General features: G+C 72.8%; 19 protein-coding genes. 2 read left to right on the top strand and 17 right to left on the bottom strand.

The window, feature by feature from the left end:
* Window positions 1-4: 4 nt before the first annotated feature.
* On the bottom strand, window positions 5-1,228 hold the full coding sequence (locus tag ACMCNN_RS05920; protein WP_412745152.1) for a winged helix-turn-helix domain-containing protein: 1,224 nt from the start codon (window positions 1,226-1,228) through the stop codon (window positions 5-7).
* A gap of 74 nt (window positions 1,229-1,302) precedes the next feature.
* On the opposite strand from ACMCNN_RS05920, the gene ACMCNN_RS05915 reads away from it, so the two are divergent.
* Together ACMCNN_RS05915 and ACMCNN_RS05910 are read left to right on the top strand one after the other, a co-directional pair.
* Window positions 1,303-1,830: an N-acetyltransferase family protein gene (locus ACMCNN_RS05915; RefSeq protein ID WP_412745151.1), complete on the top strand. Its 528-nt coding sequence runs from the start codon at window positions 1,303-1,305 to the stop codon at window positions 1,828-1,830.
* Window positions 1,831-1,843: 13 nt separating this feature from the next.
* Entirely contained in the window at window positions 1,844-2,401 is a 558-nt protein-coding gene (locus tag ACMCNN_RS05910) for an N-acetyltransferase family protein (RefSeq protein ID WP_412745150.1), read from the top strand.
* A gap of 51 nt (window positions 2,402-2,452) precedes the next feature.
* Here ACMCNN_RS05910 and dapB read toward each other — a convergent pair whose 3' ends face one another.
* The 16 genes from dapB to rimP all read right to left on the bottom strand — a co-directional run bounded on the left by dapB (window position 2,453) and on the right by rimP (window position 21,045).
* Window positions 2,453-3,220: a 4-hydroxy-tetrahydrodipicolinate reductase gene (gene dapB, locus ACMCNN_RS05905; protein WP_412745149.1), complete on the bottom strand. Its 768-nt coding sequence runs from the start codon at window positions 3,218-3,220 to the stop codon at window positions 2,453-2,455.
* Window positions 3,221-3,235: 15 nt separating this feature from the next.
* Window positions 3,236-4,198, bottom strand: coding sequence for a phosphatase PAP2 family protein (locus ACMCNN_RS05900; RefSeq protein WP_412745148.1), 963 nt, complete (start codon window positions 4,196-4,198; stop codon window positions 3,236-3,238).
* An 11-nt stretch (window positions 4,199-4,209) separates the two neighbouring features.
* Window positions 4,210-5,547 carry a M16 family metallopeptidase gene (locus ACMCNN_RS05895; RefSeq protein WP_412745147.1) on the bottom strand — a complete coding sequence of 446 codons (1,338 nt, stop codon included), beginning with the start codon at window positions 5,545-5,547 and terminating at the stop codon, window positions 4,210-4,212.
* A gap of 7 nt (window positions 5,548-5,554) precedes the next feature.
* Entirely contained in the window at window positions 5,555-7,903 is a 2,349-nt protein-coding gene (locus ACMCNN_RS05890) for a polyribonucleotide nucleotidyltransferase (protein ID WP_412745146.1), read from the bottom strand.
* A 212-nt stretch (window positions 7,904-8,115) separates the two neighbouring features.
* The gene (rpsO, locus tag ACMCNN_RS05885) at window positions 8,116-8,385 is read right to left on the bottom strand and encodes a 30S ribosomal protein S15 (protein ID WP_412736901.1); all 270 of its coding nucleotides are present in this window, start codon (window positions 8,383-8,385) and stop codon (window positions 8,116-8,118) included.
* A 192-nt stretch (window positions 8,386-8,577) separates the two neighbouring features.
* Window positions 8,578-9,525 (bottom strand): bifunctional riboflavin kinase/FAD synthetase, encoded by a 948-nt coding sequence (locus tag ACMCNN_RS05880; RefSeq protein WP_412747074.1) that lies wholly within the window; start codon window positions 9,523-9,525, stop codon window positions 8,578-8,580.
* Window positions 9,526-9,684: 159 nt separating this feature from the next.
* Window positions 9,685-10,572: a tRNA pseudouridine(55) synthase TruB gene (gene truB / locus ACMCNN_RS05875; protein ID WP_412745145.1), complete on the bottom strand. Its 888-nt coding sequence runs from the start codon at window positions 10,570-10,572 to the stop codon at window positions 9,685-9,687.
* A gap of 109 nt (window positions 10,573-10,681) precedes the next feature.
* Window positions 10,682-11,965: an MATE family efflux transporter gene (locus ACMCNN_RS05870; RefSeq protein WP_412747073.1), complete on the bottom strand. Its 1,284-nt coding sequence runs from the start codon at window positions 11,963-11,965 to the stop codon at window positions 10,682-10,684.
* A gap of 672 nt (window positions 11,966-12,637) precedes the next feature.
* Window positions 12,638-13,654: a DHH family phosphoesterase gene (locus tag ACMCNN_RS05865; protein WP_412747072.1), complete on the bottom strand. Its 1,017-nt coding sequence runs from the start codon at window positions 13,652-13,654 to the stop codon at window positions 12,638-12,640.
* Between the two features lie 29 nt (window positions 13,655-13,683).
* Window positions 13,684-14,136 carry a 30S ribosome-binding factor RbfA gene (rbfA, locus tag ACMCNN_RS05860; RefSeq protein WP_412745144.1) on the bottom strand — a complete coding sequence of 151 codons (453 nt, stop codon included), beginning with the start codon at window positions 14,134-14,136 and terminating at the stop codon, window positions 13,684-13,686.
* A 257-nt stretch (window positions 14,137-14,393) separates the two neighbouring features.
* The gene (locus ACMCNN_RS05855) at window positions 14,394-14,687 is read right to left on the bottom strand and encodes a DUF503 domain-containing protein (protein ID WP_412745143.1); all 294 of its coding nucleotides are present in this window, start codon (window positions 14,685-14,687) and stop codon (window positions 14,394-14,396) included.
* 44 nt (window positions 14,688-14,731) lie between these two features.
* Window positions 14,732-15,757, bottom strand: coding sequence for a TRM11 family SAM-dependent methyltransferase (locus ACMCNN_RS05850; protein WP_412745142.1), 1,026 nt, complete (start codon window positions 15,755-15,757; stop codon window positions 14,732-14,734).
* Window positions 15,758-15,826: 69 nt separating this feature from the next.
* On the bottom strand, window positions 15,827-18,877 hold the full coding sequence (infB, locus tag ACMCNN_RS05845; protein ID WP_412745141.1) for a translation initiation factor IF-2: 3,051 nt from the start codon (window positions 18,875-18,877) through the stop codon (window positions 15,827-15,829).
* Window positions 18,878-18,960: 83 nt separating this feature from the next.
* Window positions 18,961-19,401 carry a YlxR family protein gene (locus ACMCNN_RS05840; protein WP_412745140.1) on the bottom strand — a complete coding sequence of 147 codons (441 nt, stop codon included), beginning with the start codon at window positions 19,399-19,401 and terminating at the stop codon, window positions 18,961-18,963.
* Window positions 19,379-20,395: a transcription termination factor NusA gene (nusA, locus tag ACMCNN_RS05835; protein WP_412745139.1), complete on the bottom strand. Its 1,017-nt coding sequence runs from the start codon at window positions 20,393-20,395 to the stop codon at window positions 19,379-19,381. The genes ACMCNN_RS05840 and nusA overlap by 23 nt, the downstream gene beginning before the upstream one ends.
* A complete protein-coding gene (gene rimP / locus ACMCNN_RS05830; RefSeq protein ID WP_412745138.1) occupies window positions 20,392-21,045 on the bottom strand; it encodes a ribosome maturation factor RimP in 654 nt (217 codons plus the stop codon). Before rimP ends, nusA begins: the two co-directional genes overlap by 4 nt.
* Between the last annotated feature and the right edge of the window lie 41 nt (window positions 21,046-21,086).

Genomic DNA, 21,086 nt, shown 5'->3' with positions numbered 1-21,086 from the left:
GCCGTCACGGTACACCCGGGGCACCGCTGAGCAGCATCGCCGAAAGGGGTCCTGCCAGGTCGCCGCGTTCCGGCTCGGCGACGGACTCCAGGCCCAGCCAGGCCGCGAGGCGGCGCAGCTCCACGGCCAGCGCGGCCGCGGTCTCGTCGGGGTCGGCGCCCGGCTCCAGCCACGCCGCCGGGATCTGCAACACCCCCGCCCCGCGGTCCGCCTTCAGATCCACCCGGGCGGCGAACCGGTCCCCGAGCAGGAACGGCAGTACGTAGTACCCGTGCTGCCGTTGGGCGGCCGGGACGTAGATCTCGATCCGGTAGTGCAGATCGAACAGCCGGTGGGTGCGCCCACGCTCCCAGATCAGCGGGTCGAACGGGCTGACCAATGTCGCGGCGTGCACCCGCCGGGGCACCCGGGCGTCGCGGTGGAGATAGGCCACCGGCTTCCAGCCCTGCACCCGGACCGGCTGCAGCACCCCCTCCTCGACCAGCTCGGCCAGCGCCGGCTTGAACCCCGCCACGGGCAGCCGGAAGTAGTCGCGCAGCTCCGTCTCGGCGGCCACCCCGAGGGCCCGCGCCGACAGCTCCACCAGCGCCCGGAACGCGTCGCCGGGCGTCGGGGTGGGCGCGTCGAGCACGGCGCGGGGAAGCACCCGCTCGGGCAGGTCGTATCGGCGGGCGAAGGAACTCGTCCGGTCGGCGGCGGTGACCGCGCCGGAGTAGAACAGCCACTCCAGTGCCTGCTTGACCACGGACCAGTTCCAGCCCCAGTGGTCCTTGCTGCGCGGGGCGTCGTGCTCGATCTCGGTGGCGGTGAGCGGGCCACGGTCACGGACCTCGTCGAGCACCCACGCCACGAGGTCGGGCTGCTCGCGGACGATGCGGATCATGTTGCCCCACGCGTACGCCTGCGCGTCGGCCATCCGCCACCGGAACAGCGGCTGCAGGTCGACCGTGATCAGCGACGCCTCGTGGCCCCAGAACTCGAACAGCTCGCGGGGACGCCGATAGGCCGCCCGCTCCAGCAGGGTCGTCGGGTAGGGCCCCAGGCGGCTGTAGAGGGGCAGGTAGTGGGCGCGCTGCAGGACGTTGACCGAGTCCATCTGCAGCAGGTGCAGACGGCGCAGCACCCGCCGCAGGTGTCGCATGTCGGGCACCCCGCCGGGGGCGCGGTCGGCGAAGCCCTGCGCCGCCAGTGCGATCCGCCTGGCCCCAGCGGTCGAGATCGTGTCCATCGACGAGCACGCTAGCCGCCACCACCGACAAATTTCGGTCGCCCGGGCCACCCCGGACGGGCTACAACGGGGACATGCTGGTCCTGCGGGAACTCACCGACGCCGACGTCGACCCGGTCGCCGCGCTGCACGTACGCGCCTGGCAGGCCGGATATGCAGGGATCGTGCCCGCCGACGTGCTGGACGCGCTCGACCCGGCCGACTTCGCCCAGCGGCGGCGGACCATGGCGGCACCGCCCGGCGCCCGGACCGTGGTCGCCGACGACGGCGGGGTGATCGTGGGCTTCGTCTCGTTCGGCCCGTACCTGGTGAACGAGAACCCGGAGTACGACGCGGCGATCGGCCAGGTCTACGCGATCTACGTCGAGCCCGGCCGGTGGCGCGGGGGTGCCGGCCGCGCGCTGATCACGGCGGCCCGGGCCGGGCTGACCGCGGCCGGGGCCCGGGAGCTGCGGCTCTGGGTGCTGGCGGAGAACCACCGCGCCCGCCGCTTCTACGAGCACGCCGGGCTGACCTGCGACGGCACGCAGGACTTCTACACCCCACGGGGGAGCACGACCCCGCTGCCCGAGGTCCGGTACGCGGCCCCGCTCGCCGGCTAACTAGGCTGCCCGCATGGCACTCGGCTTCGTCCGCCCCGCGCGTCCCGAGGACGCCGATGAGATCGCCCGGATCCAGCTCGCCACGTGGCGCACCGCGTATCGGGGGATGGTGCCCGCGCACGTGCTGGCCGAGCTGACCGAGGCCGACCTGGCGGCGGGCTGGACCGAGGCGATCACCGCGGCTCCCACACCGCAGCACCGCGTGCTGGTGGCGATGGAGCAGAACGAGACCGCCTCCTGGCTGGTCGGGTTCACGGCGTCCGGTCCGGCCGACGAGCAGGCGCTCGCGCCGGAGGAACCGCCGCTGGCCGAGGGCGTCGCGGCCGTCACCGAACTGCTGGTGGAGCCGCGGTGGGGACGGCGCGGGCACGGCAGCCGGCTGCTGGCGGCCAGCGTCGACACCTGGCGTACGGACGGCTTCTCGGCCGCGGTGGCCTGGGCCTACGACGGTGACCAGGCGACCCGCAAGTTCCTCGGCGGGGCGGGCTGGGAACCGGACGGCGCCGCCCGCGCGCTCGACGTGGAGGACATGCTGGTGCCCCAGCTACGGCTGCACGTGGCGCTCGGCTGAGCCTCAGCCCGGTCGACGCGGCCGCCCCTCGACCGGGGGGACCGGCGAGGATCAGTCCAGCAGGTCGTCGATGCCGACGGTCAGGCCGGGGCGGTTCAGCACCGCGCGGACGGCCAGCAGCACACCGGGCATGAACGAGGAACGGTCCAGGGAGTCGTGCCGGATGGTGAGCGTCTCTCCCTGCGTACCGAAAAGAACCTCCTGGTGGGCGATCAGGCCCGCGGACCGCACGGCGTGCACGCGCACCCCGTCGATGTCCGCGCCCCGCGCCCCCGGCAGCTCCTCCTTTGTCGCGTCGGGCATCGGGCCCAGCCCGGCCTCGGCACGCGCCGCGGCGATCAGCCGGGCGGTGTGCCCGGCGGTGCCGCTGGGCGCGTCCAGCTTGCGCGGGTGGTGCAGCTCGATGATCTCGGCGGACTCGAAGTAGCGGGCCGCGCGCGCCGCGAACTGCATCATGAGGATCGCGCCGATGCCGAAGTTCGGCGCGACGATCACCCCGACGCCGGGCTTGTGGGACAGCCAGCCGCGCACCCGCTCCAGCCGCTGCTCGGTGAAGCCCGTGGTGCCCACGACCATGTTGATGCCCTGCTCGACCGCCCAGTGGACGTTGTCCATGACGACGTCGGGCTTGGTGAAGTCGACCAGCACCTGAGCGCCCGCGTCGGCCGCGTTGGACAGCCAGTCGCCCTCGTCGACCATGGCCACGAGCTCCATGTCGTCGGCCGCGTCGACGGCCTTGCACACCTCGAGCCCCATGCGGCCGCGGGCCCCGAGGACACCGACCCGGACCGGTTCACGCGCGTCAGTCACGACGGACAACTTACCTACCTGAATTCAGGCGTCGGTTGACGGGACCCGCCTGCGGGCGCGCCACCAGCGCTCGGCGAGGCCGACGCCGAGGAAGGTCGCCCCCACGTACGCCCACCCCACCAGCACATCGATCACGTAGTGCTCCCCCGAATACACCAGCGTGAACGTCATGGCCAGCGGGTACGCCAGCAGCAGCGGCCACCACCGGCGGCGCACCACCGGCAGGAAGAACGCGACAGCCATCATCGCGTACGCCGTGTGCAGCGACGGCATTGCCGCGACCGGGTTGGACGCCTCCACCTGCAGCGCGTTGAGCGAGTTGCCCGCGCTGTGCAGCCCGACCGCGCTCCACCCGTTCGTGGAGATCCGGGCCACCGGCTCGGCGATGAAGCCGAACTGCGCGGCCCACCACGGCGGGGCGGCCGGATACAGGAAGTACGTGAGCAGCCCCGCGAGGCTGAGGGTGAACCAGCGGCGCATGTAGCGGGCCCACTGTGGCCGCGAGCGCACCCACAGCACCACCGCCACGGTCGGCACGGTCAGGAAGTGCGAGACGTAGACCAGCGAGACCAGCACCTCCCACCACTGGACCGCGCCCGGGTGGTAGAGGTGCTGCTGGAGCCAGACGGTCGGTACGGCCCCGAACATCGTCCGGTCGGCGTGGATCATCTCGGTGACGTGCGGGGCGAACAGCTTGTCGGCGTACCCGCGGGAGATGTTGTAGCCGACCAGCAGCAGCGCGATGGGCAGCCAGTCGCGCAGGAACAGCAGGTGCTGCCGCCAGGGCAGCTCGTTGCGCCAGGCGATGGTGGCCAGCCACAGCCACCCGAACGCGATCAGCGGGTCGCTGGTCGGCACCCCGATGAACCAGGTGCCGACCGCGAACACGACAGCCCAGATCACCATGCCGGCCACCCGCCGGCGGTGCCGGTCAGTACGGCTGGGCGGTGGCGCGGACGGGTGTTCGGGGGCGAGCGTGGCGGTCATCGCTGACCAGGCTAGCCGCCCACGGCGGGGAACGCCGACTCGTCAAACGGCCCGACCACGGCCAGCGACATGGGCCGGTTGAGCAGCTCAACGGCCAGTTCATTGATTTCGTCGAGGGTCACGGCGTCGACGCGGGCCAGCAGCTCGGAGACCGTCAGCAGGTCGCCGTAGAGCAGTTCCGACTTCGCGATCCGGCTCATCCGGGACCCGGTGTCCTCCAGGCCCAGCACGTACGAGCCCTTGACCATGCCCTTGCCGCGGGCGACCTCCTCACCGGTGATCCCCTTCGCGGCGACGGCGGCCAGCTCGGTGCGGATCAGGTCCAGCACCTCCTCGGCCTTGCCGGGGGCGCAGCCCGCGTAGACCCCGAACACCCCGGCGTCCGCGTACTGGCTGCCGTAGGAATACACCGAGTACGCGAGGCCGCGCTTCTCCCGGATCTCCTGGAACAGCCGGCTGGACATGCCGCCGCCGAGCACGTTGTTGAGGATGCCCAGGGCGAACCGGCGCTCGTCGCGCCGCCCGATCCCGGAGCAGCCCAGCACCATGTGGGCCTGCTCGGTGTCGCGGTTGCGGACCACGGTGTGCGCGCGCTGGGTGCGTACCCGGTGGTCGGCCGGGCGGCACGGTGCGGGCCCGGCGGCCGGGGTGTCCAGCGCGGTGCCGGCCAGGGCCTTGCGGACCAGCCGGACCACGGCGGCGTGGTCGAGGTTGCCCGCCGCGGCGATCACGATCTGCGGCGGCGTGTACCGGCGCCGGTAGAACCCGTTGATCTGCGTACGGGTCATCGGGGAGACGGTCTCGGTGGTGCCCGAGATGGGGCGGCCGAGCGGGTGGTTACCGAAGATCGCCTCGGTGAAGACGTCGTGCACCTCGTCGCCGGGCTCGTCGTCGTGCATGGCGATCTCTTCGAGGATCACCGCGCGCTCGGTCTCCACGTCGGCCGGGTTCAGCACCGAGTCGGCGACCGCGTCGCACAGCACGTCGACCGCCAGCGGCAGGTCGGCGTCGAGCACCCGCGCGTAGTAGCAGGTGTACTCCTTCGTGGTGAAGGCGTTCGTCTCGCCGCCGACGGCCTCGATCTGCGCGGAGATGTCCAGCGCGGTGCGCTTGTGGGTGCCCTTGAACAGCAGGTGTTCGAGGAAGTGGGAGGCGCCGGACATCGCCGGGGCCTCGTCGCGGGAGCCGATGCCGACCCACACCCCCAGCGAGACGCTGTGCGCGGTGGGGATGTGCTCGGTCAGGATGCGCAGACCGCTGGGCAGGACGGTACGGCGTACCCCGTCCTTGATGGTCCTGGTCACGACGCGGGCCGGCCTCTCGGCCGGCCCGCGGGAACTCGCTGTCATGCCGTGATCAGCTGCGGTCGCCGCCGGGGCGGTCGCCGCCGCCGGAGCGCTGGCGCCGGCGGCGCGGCTCGCCGCCGCCCTCACCACGACCCTCACCGCGGCCCTCGCCGCGCGGACGGTCGCCGCGCGGGCGCTCGCCGCCCTCGCCGCCGGACGCCTCGGCCGGGGCCTCCGCGCCCTCGGGGCGGACCTTGTCGAGGTAGATCTTGCCGCGGTTGTCGATGTCCGCGATCGAGACCTCGACCTTGTCGCCGACGTTGAGGAAGTCCTCGACCTTCTCGACCCGCTTGCCGTCGCCCACCTTGGAGATGTGCAGCAGGCCGTCGCGGCCGGGCAGCAGCGAGACGAACGCGCCGAACGCGGCCGTCTTCACCACCGTGCCGAGGAACTTGTCGCCGACCTTCGGCAGGGTCGGGTTGGCGATGGCGTTGATCCGCTCGACCGCGGCCTCGGCGGCCGGGCCGTTGGTCGCGCCGACGTAGATCGTGCCGTCGTCCTCGATGGAGATGTCGGCGCCGGTCTCGTCCTGGATGGCGTTGATGGTCTGGCCCTTGGGGCCGATCACCATGCCGATCTTGTCGACCGGGATCTTGACGGTGGTGACCCGCGGCGCGTGCTCGCTCATCGTGGCCGGGCCGTGGATCGCCGCGTCCATCACGCCGAGGATGGTGGCGCGGGCCTCGTGGGCCTGCTGCAGCGCGCTGGCCAGCACATCGGACGGGATGCCGTCCAGCTTGGTGTCCAGCTGCAGCGCCGTGACGAACTCCGAGGTGCCGGCGACCTTGAAGTCCATGTCACCGAACGCGTCCTCGGCGCCCAGGATGTCGGTCAGCGCGACGTACTGCGTCTTGCCGTCGACCTCGTCGGAGATCAGGCCCATCGCGATGCCGGCGACCGGCGCCTTCAGCGGCACACCGGCCGCCAGCAGGGCCAGCGTGGAGGCGCAGACCGAGCCCATCGAGGTGGAGCCGTTCGAGCTAAGGGCCTCGGAGACCTGCCGGATCGCGTACGGGAACTCCTCACGCGACGGCAGCACCGGGACCAGCGCCCGCTCGGCCAGCGCGCCGTGGCCGATCTCGCGCCGCTTCGGCGAGCCGACCCGGCCCGTCTCACCGGTCGAGTACGGCGGGAAGTTGTAGTTGTGCATGTAGCGCTTGGACTTCTCCGGCGCCAGGGTGTCCAGCGCCTGCTCCATGCGCAGCATGTTCAGCGTGGTGACGCCGAGGATCTGGGTCTCGCCGCGCTCGAACAGCGCCGAGCCGTGCACCCGGGGCAGCACGCCGACCTCGGCGCTCAGCGGCCGGATGTCGCGCGGGCCACGCCCGTCGATGCGGACCTGCTCGCGCAGCACGCGGGTGCGCACCTCGGACTTGGTCAGCGACCGGAACGCGGCGCTGATCTCCTTCTCGCGACCCTCGAACTGGGCGGCGAGCTGCTCCTGGGCCTTGGCCTTGATAAGGTCCAGGGCCTCCTCGCGCTCCGCCTTGCCGGAGATCTTGAGGGCGTCCGCGGTCTCGCCGCGCACGGCGTCGGCCACCGCGGCGAAGACGTCCTCCTGGTAGTCCAGGAACACAGGGAACTCGGCGACCGGCTTGGCGGCCACCTCGGCCAGCTCGGCCTGGGCGCGGCACAGCTCGCGGATCGCGGGCTTGGCGGCCTCCAGGCCGCCGGCGACGATCTCCTCGGTCGGGGCGGTGGCACCGTCGGCGATCAGCTTGACCGCGTGCGGGGTGGCCTCGGCCTCGACCATCATGATCGCGACGTCGCCGTCCGGCAGGGTCCGGCCCGCGACCACCATGTCGAAGGTGGCGCGCTCCAGCTCCTCCAGGGTCGGGAACGCCACCCACTGGCCGTCGATGTGCGCGACCCGGGTCGAGCCGATCGGGCCGCTGAACGGCAGGCCGGACAGCTTGGTGGACATCGAGGCGGCGTTCATGGCGACCACGTCGTACGGGTGCGCCGGGTCGAGCGCGAGGATGGTCTCGACGACCTGGACCTCGTTGCGCAGGCCCTTGGTGAACGACGGGCGCAGCGGCCGGTCGATCAGGCGGCAGGTGAGGACGGCGTCCTCGCTGGGGCGGCCCTCGCGGCGGAAGAACGAGCCGGGGATCCGGCCCGCGGCGTACATCCGCTCCTCGACGTCGACGGTCAGCGGGAAGAAGTCGAAGTGCTCCTTCGGCTGCTTGCTGGCCGTGGTCGCGGACAGCACGACCGTGTCGCCGAGGCGGACGATCACCGAGCCGGCGGCCTGGCGGGCCAGCCGTCCGGTGGAGAAGGTGATCTCGCGGGTGCCGAACGACCCGTTGTCGATGACGGCGGTGCGGGATTCGGTGCCGAGAGCGTTCTGCTCTGTCATGTGGTGCGGTACTCCTTCGTCGAGGACCCGGCGGTCTCTGCAGCGCGGTTCAGGCTGCCGGTCTTCGATCGAAGTGCCCAGGTTGAGCGCCCGCACAGGCGGGGAGCCTGGGAACCACTACCGAGGACCGGTGCGCTGACGGCCTGCGGCCGCGCGGGTCCGTGGGTGGAAAAGCAAGGGGGAGCGCCCGGTTGAGCACTCCCCCGTCACATCTAGCGGCGCAGGCCGAGACGCTCGATCAGCGTCCGGTAGCGCTGGATGTCCTTCTTCTGGACGTAGTTGAGGAGCCGACGGCGGCGGCCGACCAGCAGGAGCAGGCCGCGACGGCTGTGGTGGTCGTGCTTGTGCACCTTCAGGTGCTCGGTCAGGTCGGCGATCCGCTTGGTCAGCATCGCGACCTGGACCTCGGGCGAGCCGGTGTCGCCATCCTTGGCCTGGTACTCCGACATGATCCGGGTCTTGGTTTCTGCGTCGAGCGCCATGTTCTCCGTGCTTCTGTGTTGCCGGTGGTTTCGGATTTCTCGCGGCCCGCGGCGTCGGGCAGGCAGGCGAGACCGGTCGTCGGAAGAGCCGACGTCGGGGCCAAGCTTATCAGCCGCGCTCCGACGGGGTTGCCTCAGCCGTGAACGACTGCACCGAGCGCAGCGAGGGCCAGGAGGGCACGGCCAGTCAGCTCAGCCGAGATGGAGCACTGCCCTGGTCTGTTCGACATCTTCCCGGATCTGTGTGATCAGGGGTTCGAGGCTGTCGTAGGTGCGCATCTCGCGGAGCCGGGTGACGAAGTCGAGGCTCACCCGCTCGCCGTACAGATCACCGGAGAAGTCCAGGGCGTAGGCCTCCACCCGGCGCTCGCGGCCGGAGAAGGTGGGGTTGGTGCCGATGGACACGGCGGCCGGCAGCCGCGCGGGCTGGTCGCCGCCGTCGCCGCCGCGGATCAGCCAGGCGGCGTACACGCCGTCGGCGGGGACCGCCGCGTAGCGGTGGCACATGAGGTTGGCCGTGGGGAAGCCGATCTCGCGGCCCCGCCGGTCGCCGCGGACCACCACCCCGGCCAGGCGGTGCGGCCGGCCCAGCGCGGCGGCCGCGGCCCGCACGTCCCCGGCATCGACACAACTCCGGATGTACGTGGAGGAGAAGACCACCCCGTCCGCGGCGACGAGCGGCGCCTCCTCCACGGTGAAGCCGAACGAGCGCCCCAGGGTCTCCAGCAGGTGCACGTCGCCCGCCGCCCGGTGCCCGAACCGGAAGTTGTCCCCCACCACGACCACCGCCGCGTGCAGCGCGTCGACCAGCACGTCGTGCACGAACGCCTCGGGGCTGAGCTGGGAGAACGCGGGGGTGAACGGCACAACGCAGAGGGCGTCGACGCCGAGCTGCTCGACCAGCTCGGCCTTGCGTACCGGCTCGGTGAGCACGGCCGGGTGCGAGCCCGGCCGCACCACCTCGGCCGGGTGCGGGTCGAAGGTCATCACCACGGACTGCAGGCCGAGGTCGTGGGCGCGCTTCACGGCGTGCCCGATGATCGTCTGGTGCCCGCGGTGCACGCCGTCGAAGACGCCGATCGTCACGACCGAGCGCCCCCAGCCACCGGGGACCCCCTCGTAACCGCGCCAGCGCTGCATGCCGACCGCCTCCCCCATGGCCTCCCGGCCGCGTCCCGGCCTTCGCGGCCGCGTCGTCTACCCGCCCGGCCGCGTCCGCGGTCCGTCCGGGCGTAAGCGTATCGGTCGCCGCCCCGGCCGGGCTGTTTCGCCGGCCACGTCCGGATCGGCGGGGCGGGCTCAGGCCGGGGACAGCACGATCTCGGGCTTCGCCCGGCCGTCGCGCTCGCTGACGATCGCCAGGACGGCGCCGGCCGGGTCGAAGACCGCGTACGGGCCGGCGATGCCGACCGCCGTCAGCGGCCCGCCGTGGCTGAGCACCCGCGCCTCCTCCTCGGACGCCGTACGCTGCGGAAACGCCCGCCGAGCCGCCTCGGCCACGGGCAGCCCCACCACGTCCGGCGCGCGCTGTTCCAGCTGCTCCAGCGTCGCCGCCTCAGCCAGCGTGAACCCGCCCACCGCGGTACGCCGCAGGGCGGTCAGGTGCCCGCCGACTCCGAGGGACACGCCCAGGTCGCGGGCGATGGCCCGGATGTAGGTGCCCGACGAGCAGGCGACGTCCACGTCCACGTCGATCACGTCCGCGCCCACGGGCCGCCGGATGTCCAGCACGTCGAGGCGGTGCACCGTGATCCTGCGGGCGGGCAGCTCGACCTGCTCACCGTCGCGGACCCGCTTGTAGGCCCGCTCCCCATTGATCTTGATAGCGCTGACCGCGCTCGGCACCTGGTCGATCTCGCCGGTCTGCGCGGCCAGCCCGGACCGGATCGCCGCGTCCTCGATCGCGGCCGTGGTCGCCCGGGCGGTGACCTCGCCCTCCGCGTCGTCGGTCAGCGTGCTCTCGCCCAGCCGGATGGTCGCCGAGTACCGCTTCTCGGACCCGATCACATACGTGAGCAGCCGGGTCGCGCGGTTCACGCCGATCACCAGTACCCCGGTCGCCATCGGGTCGAGCGTGCCACCGTGACCGACCCGGCGGGTCTTCGCGAAGCGCCGGATCCGCGCGACCACGTCATGCGAGGTCATCCCGCCCGGCTTGTCGACCACGATCAGCCCGTCCGTCTGCACCCGACCACCCTGCCAGACCTCCGTCGGCCGCCCCCGCGCGCCCTCCGGCCCCCCGGCGCCCGGGGAAGCCCGCGCGGCAGCCCGCCCGCTCGCGTCCGGCAGGCGAGCGTCACCGGGTGGCGCCGAGGACCGCCCACCGCGCGCTGCGCCAGCGGTGCAGGATCAGCCCGAGGCGCACCAGCATGAACAGCGCGAGCCCGGCCCAGACCCCGCCGAGACCCAGGTCGAGGGCGTACGCCAGCCAGATCGCCGGCAGGAATCCGAACGCGGCCGCGATCAGGGTCATGGTCCGCATGAACGCCACGTCCCCCGCGCCGATGAGGACTCCGTCGAGGGCGAACACGATGCCCGCACAGGGCAGCAGCCCGACGAACCAGGGCCAGACGATCGCCGCCTGCGCATGCACGGCCGGGTCGTCGGTGAAGAAGCCGGGCACCACGCCCGCCCCGGCCGCCGCGACGACGGCGAAGACCGTGCCGGCGACCAGGCCGACGACGGTGACCCGGCGGGCCACGTCCCGGGCCGCGGCCGCGTCTCCCCCGCCCAGCGCGGCGCCGACCAGCGACTGCGCGGCAATGGCCACCGCGTCCAGCGCCAGCGCGGCGAAGAACCACAGCTGCAACGCGATCTGGTGGGCACCCACCGCGGCCACCCCGAACCGGGCGGCCACCGCGGTCGCCGACAGCCAGCACGCCTGGAACGCGCCACCACGGATCAGCAGGTCGCGGCCCGCCACCAGTTGTCCCGCGATGATCCGGATCCGGGGCCGCAGCGCCGTCCGCTCGCGGATCACGGCCCAGAGGAAGAGCCCGCCGGACACGCTCTGCGCGACCACGTTGGCGATCGCCGAGCCGGTCAGCCCGAGCCCGGCCGGGTACACCAGCAGGGGGCACAGCACGGCGGAGAGCAGGTTCGCCCCCAGTACGAAGTACAGCGGGCGGCGGGTGTCCTGGACACCGCGCATCCAGCCGTTGCCCGCGGCGGCCAGCAGCAGCCCCGGCGCGCCGAGGACCGCGATGCGCAGCCAGCCCGCGGCGGCGTCGGCGGTCGTGGGGTCGGCGGCCAGCGCGCGGGTCAGCGGTGCGGCGATCACCTGGATCAGCGCCGCCAGCAGCACCCCGGTGAGCAGCGCCAGCCAGGATGCCTGGACTCCCTCGGCGATCGCGGCGGGCCGGTCTCCGGCGCCGAACCGGCGAGCGGCGCGCCCGGTCGTGCCGTACGCCATCAGGGTGCCGAACCAGACCCCGACGGACATGATCGTGCCGCCGACGGCGACCGCGGCCAGCGGAACCCGTCCCAGGTGGCCGACGACGGCCGTGTCGACCAGGACGTACAGCGGCTCGGCGGCGAGGACGACCAGCGCGGGCAGGGCCAGCGCGGCGATGCGCGCCATCCCGGCCCGCTCCGCCGCCGGCGCGGCGGCCTCGGCCGTGTCAGCGGGCGGCTGGGCCGTGTCAGCGGGCGGGGAGGGCTGGGCGGGCGGGCTCATGGGTAACCATGATGCCCGCCCAACCGTAAGGAGAGCAAACCTCGGCGGTGCTTACCTACTGCCGCGTGTCCATCGACGTCTGCAGCGCACGGCGTGCGGCTTCGCGGGCTTCTTCGGCGGTTTCGTTCTTCGGCTTGGCAGCCATGGTCGTGGTCCTTCCACAGGTCGGGCGCCACTGCGCCCACGGGCAAATCGAGCGGGGCGTCACGCGACCGGTCCGGGGTCACCGGACGTCTGGCGAGTGACGCGGCCCGGGTCGGTGGACCCGGGAGGCTCGAGGCTTTGCGGCGGGCGGTGGTCCCGGACGACACAAAACCAAATCACCGTTAACTCAAACTATCGTTCAATCCCACTCTTCGCTCGTGCCGTCCTGAATCTCGGGATATCCGAGTACGGGTGGCACTCATGCCTCAAGAAGTCGGCCGCTGTCCCGCAGCGCTAAGGCCGGTCCCGACTGGTGGAATCGCAGACTTCGTCGCGGCGCTCGACCCGGCCCGCGTCGCTTCGCCGGCCGGGCGTCCCGGTCCGCCTGACCGGGCGCCCCGACCCTGGGGGCGACAACAACCGCCGGAGCGCTCAGATCAGGTGCTGGTCGAGGCGTTCGCGGACGGCGACGACCACGTCGCCCGGCGCCCCGTGCCCGGTGAAACCGGCGGCCAGGCGGTGCCCGCCGCCGCCGAAGGTCACCGCGACCGCGCTCACGTCGACCGCGCCCTTGCTGCGCAGCGACACCGCCCACTCACCCTCACCGGTCTGCTTGACCAGGACCGCCACGTCGGCCTCGGCCACGCAGCGCACCGGATCGATGAGGGCGTCCATCACGTACGGGCGCTGCCCGTACCGCCGCAGGTCCTCCAGCGTGGCGTACGTCCACACCATGCCGTGCCCCGCGGCCGCCGCCGGATCCAGCTCGGCCCGGCCCAGCACCTCGGCGAAGAGTTTCGTGGCGCCGAACGGGCGAGTGTCGAAGATCCGGCGGGAGATCTCGCCGGGACGGATGCCCGTGGCGATGAGCCGGGCCGCCATCTCGTGCACGCGCGGCGTCGTCATGTCGAACCGGAACGAGCCGGTGTCCGTGGCCAGCGCCACGTACAGGCACTCGGCGATCTCGGCGTCGAGCGGCACGCCGAGCCGGGCCAGCAACTGCTCGGCCACGACCGAGGTGGCGGCGGCGCCCGCGTCGACGAGATTGACGCCGCCGAAGCCGGTGTTCGACGCGTGGTGATCCAGCACGATCGTCGCGCGGGCGCGGGGCAGCCGGTCCGCCAGCGCCCCGAGCCGGGACACCGCGGCCACATCGAAGACGATCACCAGATCGGGCTCCGGGTACGCCTGCTCCCCGGGCACCAGCAGATCCAGCCCCGGCAACGCCGTGAACGGCTCCGGCACCTCGAAGTCGCCCGGAAACGTGGCCTGCAGGGCCGGTACGCCCATCCGCCGCAGCCCGAGTCCGAAGCCCAGCATGCTGCCGAGGGCGTCGCCGTCGGGGTTGACGTGACACACCAGCAGCACCCGGCCCGCCGGCGCGTGCCGGTGGATCGCCGCGACGGCGGCCGTGAAGTCGGCGTCGGCGGGGCCGTGGGGGGTACGCATGTGGGGCAACGAGGGGGCGACGTCGACCACTACATGTCCTCGCGGGCGCCGACCCGCTCCTCGTCGTCCTCGTCGGTCTTGTAGGGGTCCGGGTCGCCCGCGTACTGCTTGCCGGCGGCCAGCCGCTGCACCTCGGCGTCCTGGTGCCGGGCCGCGGCCAGCAGGTCGTCGATCTCCTTGGCGTGGTCCAGCACGTTGTCCAGCACGAAGGTGAGGCTGGGCGAGTGGCGCAGGCCGAGGGCGTGGCCGACGCGGCTGCGCAGCATGCCCTTGGCGCTCTCCAGGGCGGCGGCGGTGCCCGCCTCGGCGGCCGAGTCGCCGAGCACGGTGTAGTAGACCGTGGCGTCGCGCAGGTCACCCGTGATGCGCGCGTCCGTGATCGTGACCATGCCGATCCGGGGGTCCTTGATCTCGCGCACCAACGATGCCACCAGCTCCCGCACGCGCTCCGCGTGCCGACGCGTCTTGGCCGGGTCCGACATGACACCCACCTCCGACATCCGTGCCCTGCGGGAGGCTCCCCCGAAGGCGTCGTGCGCCTCCCGCCCCAACGCGTGAAGCCTACCCACGCGCCGCACCGCCCGAACGCCCTCCCGGTCCGACATGTCACAGGCCACCACCGAGCCCTCCGCGGGACACCCACCGGTCCCCGCCGCGCCCGGGGCGGCGGCGCTACACGGCCGTCGCCGGACACCCGATCGGCACCCCGATGCCCGTCGCCGGGCCGGGGTCCGGCGCCTCAGTCCTCGTCGCCGTGCAGGCGGCGGCGCACCGACAGCAGCTCGATCTCTGGACGGCCCGCGACCTGGTTCTCGCAGGTGTCGATGACCGTACGGGCGTGCGCCGGGTCGGCGGCCACCACGGCCACCCCGATCTGGGCGCGCCCGGTCAGGTCGAGGGAGCCGACCTCGGCCACGCTCACCTCGAAGCGGCGCAACATCGCGATGATCGGACGGACGTAGGAACGCTTCTGCTTCAGCGACCGCGAGTCGCCGGGCAGCAGCAGATCGAAGAGCGCGGTCTCGGTATACACGACCGACGAGGGTACGGCCCTGCCACGTCCTCGTCAGCCAGGTTTCAGCCCGGCCGCCGGGCGACCACCACGTCGCGTTCGATCCCCTGGTCGACCCGGTGCGCCAGTTCCCCGTACTCGACGATCTGCAGACCGTTGGCCAGCAGGATGTCCTCGGCGAGTTCCCGCTTGGCGACCTTGGTGTTCCAGGACAGGCCGAGCGCGCCGCCGGAGCGCAGCAGCGGCAGCCACTGCGGCACGGCCCGCTCCAGCAGCTCCAGCGGTCGCCGGGACAGCCCGCCCTCCTCGGACCAGCTGCCGTGCGCGATCCCGTACGGCAGGTCGGCGACGAGCACATCGGCGCACCCGGCGCGCAGCAGCCCGCCCAGCTCGGTGGTGTCGGCGTGCAGCACGGTGACCTTCTGCACCGCACCGGCCTTGTGGTCGTCCCTGCTGGCGGCCAGCGTCACCTCCAGCCGCCGGGCGGCGCGCCGGCCCTGCCGCCGTACCGGCACCAGCTCGGCGGTGTGCTTGAGCCGCTTGTGCTTGAGCCAGGTCTGCAGGAACGCCTTGTACGCCTCCACGTCCTTGCCGTCCAGCTCGACGCCGATCGCGTCGTAGCCGTACATCAGGGCCTGGTTGAGGGTGGTGCCGCGGCCGCACACCGGGTCGCCGACCGTGAGCCTGTCGTCCAGCATCCGGGTGGCCGCGGCGGACGCCAGCAGGGTCAGGTTGAGCAGCAGCTTGGTGAACTGCTCGTTGGTCTTCCCGGCGTACTTGGGGATCGTGATGAGGTCACTGTCGTACCGGTCGAGGGGGGTCAGCTCCACCGGCCGCAGCAGGTCGTCCGGGGTCCACTCGAACAGGGCGTACGCGGCCGACAGATTGGACAGGTACGCGACGTCGCGCGCGGACAGGTCGGCGGCGAAGGTGAGGTAGTCCACGCCGCCGAGCCGGGTCTGCGCCACGTCACCGAGCGGGCCGGACAGCACCGGCGCGAACGCCTGCAGTTCCGCCCGGGACATGCGCCCGGCCTGGGCGGCGTAGACGCGGTTGGCGGACGGGGCGAGCAGCATGGCGTACCGGGACATGCAGGTAGTAAAGACGGCGGCCCCCGGCGCCGCAGCGCCGGGGGCCGTCTCGTGTCCTGCCGAGGGCGGTTACGCCCGCGGCTTCTCGCGCATCTCGAAGGTCTCGATCACGTCGCCGATCTGCGGGGTGCCGAAGCCGGACAGGGTCAGACCACACTCGAAGCCCTCGCGGACCTCGGTGGCGTCGTCCTTGAACCGCTTGAGCGAGCTGATCGTGACGTTGTCCGCCACCACGACACCCTCGCGCAGGATGCGCGCCTTGGCGTTGCGGCGGATGAGACCGGACCGGACCATACAGCCGGCGATGAGACCGATCTTGGACGAGCGGAACACCTCGCGGATCTCCGCGGTGCCCAGCTCGACCTCCTCGTACTCCGGCTTGAGCAGGCCCTTGAGCGCCGCCTCGATCTCCTCGATGGCCTGGTAGATCACGCTGTAGTAGCGGATCTCCACGCCGGCGCGGTCGGCCATCTCCTTGACCTTGTTGGAGGCCCGGACGTTGAAGCCGATGATCGTGGCGGTCTGCTCCGACGAGGCCGACGCCAGGTTGACGTCGCTCTCGGTGATCGCACCGACGCCGCGGTGGATGACCTTGAGCTGGATCTCGTCCGGAATCTCGATCTTGAACAGCGCGTCTTCCAGCGCCTCGACCGAACCCGAGCTGTCGCCCTTGATGACCAGGGTGAGCGAGGTCTTCTCGCCCTCCTTGAGCTGCTCCATGAGCGTCTCGAGGGTGGCCCGGCCGCGCGAGTTGGCGAAGCTCGCCGCGCGGCGGCGTGCCTGCCGCTGCTCGGCGATCTGCCGCACCGTACGGTCGTCCTCCGCCGCGAGGAACGTATCCCCCGCGCCCGGCACCGAGGTCAGACCCAGCACCAGCACCGGCCGTGCCGGGGCCGCCACGGCGACCTGCTTGCCGTTCTCGTCGAGCATGGCGCGGACGCGGCCGTGCGCGCCGCCCGCCACGATCGAGTCGCCGGCCCGCAGCGTGCCCTTCTGCACCAGGACGGTGGCCACGGCGCCGCGGCCCTTGTCGAGGTGCGACTCGACCACGACACCCTGCGCGGGCCCGTCGATCGGAGCGGTCAGCTCCAGCGACGCGTCCGCGGTCAGCAGGACCGCCTCGAGCAGCTCGTCGATGCCGATGCCCGGCTTGGCGGCCACGTTCACGAACATGGTCTCGCCGCCGTACTCCTCGGCCAGCAGGCCGTAGTCGGCCAGCTGCTGACGCACCTTCTCCGGGTTGGCGTCCGGCTTGTCGACCTTGTTCACCGCGACCACGATCGGCACCTCGGCGGCCTTGGCGTGGTTCAACGCCTCCACCGTCTGGGGCATGACGCCGTCGTCGGCGGCGACCACGAGGATCACGATGTCGGTCACCTGGGCACCACGGGCACGCATGGCGGTGAACGCCTCGTGACCCGGGGTGTCGATGAAGGTGATCGCCCGCTCTTCGTCGTTGTGCTCGACCGCGACCTGGTACGCGCCGATCTGCTGGGTGATGCCACCCGCCTCGCCCGCGACCACGTTGGTCTTGCGGATCGCGTCGAGCAGCTTGGTCTTACCGTGGTCGACGTGACCCATGACGGTCACGACCGGCGGCCGGGTGACCAGGCGGTCCTCGGCGATCTCGGCGTCGAGGTCGATGTTGAACTGCGCCAGCAGCTCGCGGTCCTCGTCCTCCGGGCTGACGATCTGCACGTCGAAGCCCAGGTGCTCGCCGAGCAGCAGCAGCGTGTCGTCCGAGCAGGACTGGGTCGCCGTGACCATCTCGCCGAGGTTGAACATCTCCTGGACGAGCGAGCCCGGGTTGGCGTTGATCTTGTCAGCGAAGTCGGAGAGCGACGCGCCGCGCGACAGCCGGACGACCTGGCCGTTGCCCCGGGGCGCGCCCGAGGACATGGCCGGAGCCGACAGGTTGTCGAACTCTTGACGCCGCTGCTTCTTCGACTTGCGACCGCGGGTCGGCCGACCGCCGGGACGCCCGAAGGCACCCGCCGCGCCGCCGCCACGACCGCGACCGCCACCACCGGGACGGCCGGGAGCACCGGCACCCGCCGGAGCACCGCCACCGCCGCCACCGGGGCCGCCACGGTAGCCACCGCCACCGCCGCCACCACCGGGGCCGCCACGGTAACCGCCGCCACCGGCACCGCCGCCGCCACCGGGGCCGCCGCGGAAGCCACCGCCACCGCCGCCACCACCGGGACCGCCGCGGAAGCCACCGCCACCGCCGCCCGGACCACCACGACCGGCACCGGGACCACCGGGACGGCCGGGAGCACCGCCGCCGGGACGACCGGGGCGCTGCGCGGGCATGGACGCGGGGCTGGGCCGCGGCGGCATCGACGCCGGGCTGGGCCGCGGCGGCATGCCGGGCTGGTTGGGCCGGGGCATGGCCGCCGGGGTCGGGCGGGCCGAACCGCCACCCGAGACACCGAACGGGTTGTTACCCGGCCCGCGCGCCGGCGGGCGCGGCGAGCCGCCCGGGCCGGGACGGCCCGGGGCCGGCGTGCCCGGCGCGGCCGGGCGTCCGGCGGCTGGCGAACCGGGACGCGGCGGAACCGTGCCCGGACCCGGGGGCCGCGGGCGGGTGCCGCCCTCGGCCGGGGGCTGCTGCGCCCGGCGCTCGGCGTCACGGGTACGGGCGGCCTGGGCCGCACGGACCGCGGCCTCCTGCTCCGCCTTGAGGGCCGACGCGCGGGCTTCCGCGGCCGCCACCTCGATGTCGTGCGCGCTGGCCGGCTTCGCCGCGGGACCCGGCGTGGGTCCCGGCCGCCCGGCCGGCGGCTTGGGTCGCGCGATGGAGCCGGGGGTCGGCGCGGGCGACGTCGGTGCACCGGGCGCCGCCGGGGCGGCGGGCCGGCGCGGCGGCGTCGGCCGCGCGCTTGTCGGAGTCCGTGCCTCGGCCGGGGCGCTGGGCGCCGCCGCGGGGGCCGCCGGAGCACCATTGCCACCCTGCGAGGCGACGAGGGCACCACGGAGCCGCCGGGCCACGGGGGCCTCGACCGTGCTGGATGCGGACTTGACGAACTCGCCCATCTCCTTGAGCTTGGCGAGAACGGTCTTGCTGTCGACCCCGAGCTCCTTCGCGAGCTCGTGTACGCGGGCCTTACCTGCCACTGCACTCCTCAACTCTTGAGGTCGTGCGGGCACGCCCGCAGCGACCTCACTCGTGCACTAGAAGCCTGGTCATTTCAGGGACTTCATCGTGTGCTCATGTCGGTCGTCCTACCTTGCGAAATCCGGGTGGGACCCAACGCCCCACCATCGGTGGCTCCGGGCGGCACGGAAGCCGCACGGACATGCTCCGCGAGCGGACCGGTGTCCGGGACACCTGTCAGTCGCAACGCCCGCCCGAAGGCGCGACGCCGCTCCGCCAACGCGAAGCAGGCCGGATCAGGATGCACATGTGCTCCCCGACCCGGCAGTCTGCGCGCCGGATCGGGGAGAAGCCGGAGATCGGCTCCCGTCCCGACCGCGACGAACCGCAGTAGTTGGGAGGCCGGCGCACGTTTGCGACATCCGATGCAGGTGCGCACCGGTGAAGCGCCCCTGAGATTCGGGGCAGCACGTCGAACCACGAAAAAGTCTACCCCGCGGGCCGCCGGTGCGGTTGACCGGTCAGCCACCCGTCTCTGCGGCATCGCGCTCCGAGACCGCCGCGGTCTCGTTGTCCGGACGGATGTCGATGCGCCATCCGGTCAACCGGGCCGCCAGCCGGGCATTCTGCCCCTCGCGCCCGATCGCCAGCGACAGCTGGAAGTCCGGCACGGTCACCCGGGCCGTCCGGGTCGCGGCGTCCACCACCTCGACCCGCAGCGCCTTGGCCGGGGAGAGGGCGTTGCCGACGAACTGCGCCGGGTCCTCCGACCAGTCGATGATGTCGATCTTCTCGCCGTGCAGCTCGCTCATCACGGCCCGGACCCGCTGGCCCATGGGCCCGATGCAGGCGCCCTTGGCGTTCACGCCGGCCACCGTCGAGCGCACCGCGATCTTCGTACGGTGACCTGCCTCACGGGCGATCGCCGCGATCTCCACGGTGCCGTCGCCGATCTCCGGCACCTCCAGCCCGAAGAGCTTCTTCACCAGCGCCGGATGGGAGCGCGACAGGGTGATCTGGGGACCCCGGAAACCCTTCGCGACGTGCACCACCACGCAGCGGATCCGGGCGCCGTGCTCGTACCGCTCGCCGGGGACCTGCTCGGACTGGGGCAGTACCGCCTCCAGCTTGCCCAGGTCGACGATGACGATGCCCTTCTCGGCGCGCGCCGCGTCGGCCTGCACCACGCCGGTGACCAGGTCGCCGTCGCGGCCCGCGTACTCACCGAAGTGCTGCTCGTCGGTCGCCTCCCGCAGCCGCTGCAGGATCACCTGCTTGGCGGTCATGGCCGCGATGCGGCCGAAGTCGTGCGGAGTGTCGTCCCACTCGCGCACGATGTTGCCGTCCGCGTCCAGCTCCTGGGCCAGTACGGAGGCCACTCCTGTCTTGCGGTCGATCTCGACCCGGGCGTGGCTCTCCGCCCCTTCGGTGTGGCGGTACGCCGTCAGCAGCGCGGTCTCGATCGCCGCGAGGATCGTGTCGAACGGGATCTCCCGCTCGCGCTCCAGGGCGCGCAGCGCCGCGAGGTCGATGTTCACCTCTGATCGCTCTCCCCATCCTCGTCGTCGTCATCGTCGTCGGAGTCGAGGACGTCGTCGTCCGCGTCCTCGAATTCGGCCTCGGCCATCCGCTTGAACTCGATCTGCACCCGCCCCGGACCGAGCTGGTCGTACGCCAGCTCGCGGGGCTCACCGTCGACGTCCAGCACGACACCGGCGTCGTCGGCCGCGCTGATCCGCCCGGTCACCGCGCGGCCGGCGACCGTGACGGTCACCAGCCGTCCCATGTTGCGCCGCCAGTGGCGGGGGGCGGTGAGCGGCCGGTCCACGCCGGGCGAGCTGACCTCCAGCTGGTACTCCCCCGCCAGCACCTCGCCCTCGGCCTCGTCGGCCGCGTCGAGCGCCGCGGAGATCTCCCGCGAGACCACGGCGACGTCGTCCAGGGCGATCCCGCCGTCCGCGTCGACCAGCACCCGCAGCACATGGCGGCGGCCGGCCCGCGACACGTTCACGTCCTCCAGGTCGTAGCCGGCCGCGGCGACGACGGGCTCGATCACCGCGCGGACCCGGGCCCGGGCGGCGGCCAGGTCGACGCGCGGGGCGGCGGGACGGGGCTCGGCCGTGTCGCGACCGCGCGCGCCGGAGCGACGGGTGCCGGGCCGGGCGCCGGCACGGCCACGCTGGGTCATCGGAGGACCCACCTCTCTGCTCAACCTTGGGGGTGTGGGCG

This window comes from Krasilnikovia sp. MM14-A1004, from assembly GCF_047159485.1.
Classification (GTDB): Bacteria; Actinomycetota; Actinomycetes; order Mycobacteriales; family Micromonosporaceae; genus Actinoplanes.
Note: the sequence above shows the minus strand (reverse complement) of the source record. Positions and strands in the feature narration are given on the sequence as shown.

Bases quoted from the DNA above. Each gene is read 5' to 3' on its own strand.
- ACMCNN_RS05920 (WP_412745152.1), bottom strand. From the start codon at position 1,228: ATGGACACGATCTCGACCGCTGGGGCCAGGCGGATCGCACTGGCGGCG.
- ACMCNN_RS05915 (WP_412745151.1), top strand. From the start codon at position 1,303: ATGCTGGTCCTGCGGGAACTCACCGACGCCGACGTCGACCCGGTCGCC.
- ACMCNN_RS05910 (WP_412745150.1), top strand. From the start codon at position 1,844: ATGGCACTCGGCTTCGTCCGCCCCGCGCGTCCCGAGGACGCCGATGAG.
- ACMCNN_RS05900 (WP_412745148.1), bottom strand. From the start codon at position 4,198: ATGACCGCCACGCTCGCCCCCGAACACCCGTCCGCGCCACCGCCCAGC.
- ACMCNN_RS05895 (WP_412745147.1), bottom strand. From the start codon at position 5,547: ATGACAGCGAGTTCCCGCGGGCCGGCCGAGAGGCCGGCCCGCGTCGTG.
- ACMCNN_RS05890 (WP_412745146.1), bottom strand. From the start codon at position 7,903: ATGACAGAGCAGAACGCTCTCGGCACCGAATCCCGCACCGCCGTCATC.
- rpsO (WP_412736901.1), bottom strand. From the start codon at position 8,385: ATGGCGCTCGACGCAGAAACCAAGACCCGGATCATGTCGGAGTACCAG.
- ACMCNN_RS05880 (WP_412747074.1), bottom strand. From the start codon at position 9,525: ATGCAGCGCTGGCGCGGTTACGAGGGGGTCCCCGGTGGCTGGGGGCGC.
- ACMCNN_RS05870 (WP_412747073.1), bottom strand. From the start codon at position 11,965: ATGGCGCGCATCGCCGCGCTGGCCCTGCCCGCGCTGGTCGTCCTCGCC.
- ACMCNN_RS05865 (WP_412747072.1), bottom strand. From the start codon at position 13,654: ATGCGTACCCCCCACGGCCCCGCCGACGCCGACTTCACGGCCGCCGTC.
- rbfA (WP_412745144.1), bottom strand. From the start codon at position 14,136: ATGTCGGACCCGGCCAAGACGCGTCGGCACGCGGAGCGCGTGCGGGAG.
- ACMCNN_RS05850 (WP_412745142.1), bottom strand. From the start codon at position 15,757: ATGTCCCGGTACGCCATGCTGCTCGCCCCGTCCGCCAACCGCGTCTAC.
- ACMCNN_RS05840 (WP_412745140.1), bottom strand. From the start codon at position 19,401: ATGCCGCAGAGACGGGTGGCTGACCGGTCAACCGCACCGGCGGCCCGC.
- rimP (WP_412745138.1), bottom strand. From the start codon at position 21,045: ATGACCCAGCGTGGCCGTGCCGGCGCCCGGCCCGGCACCCGTCGCTCC.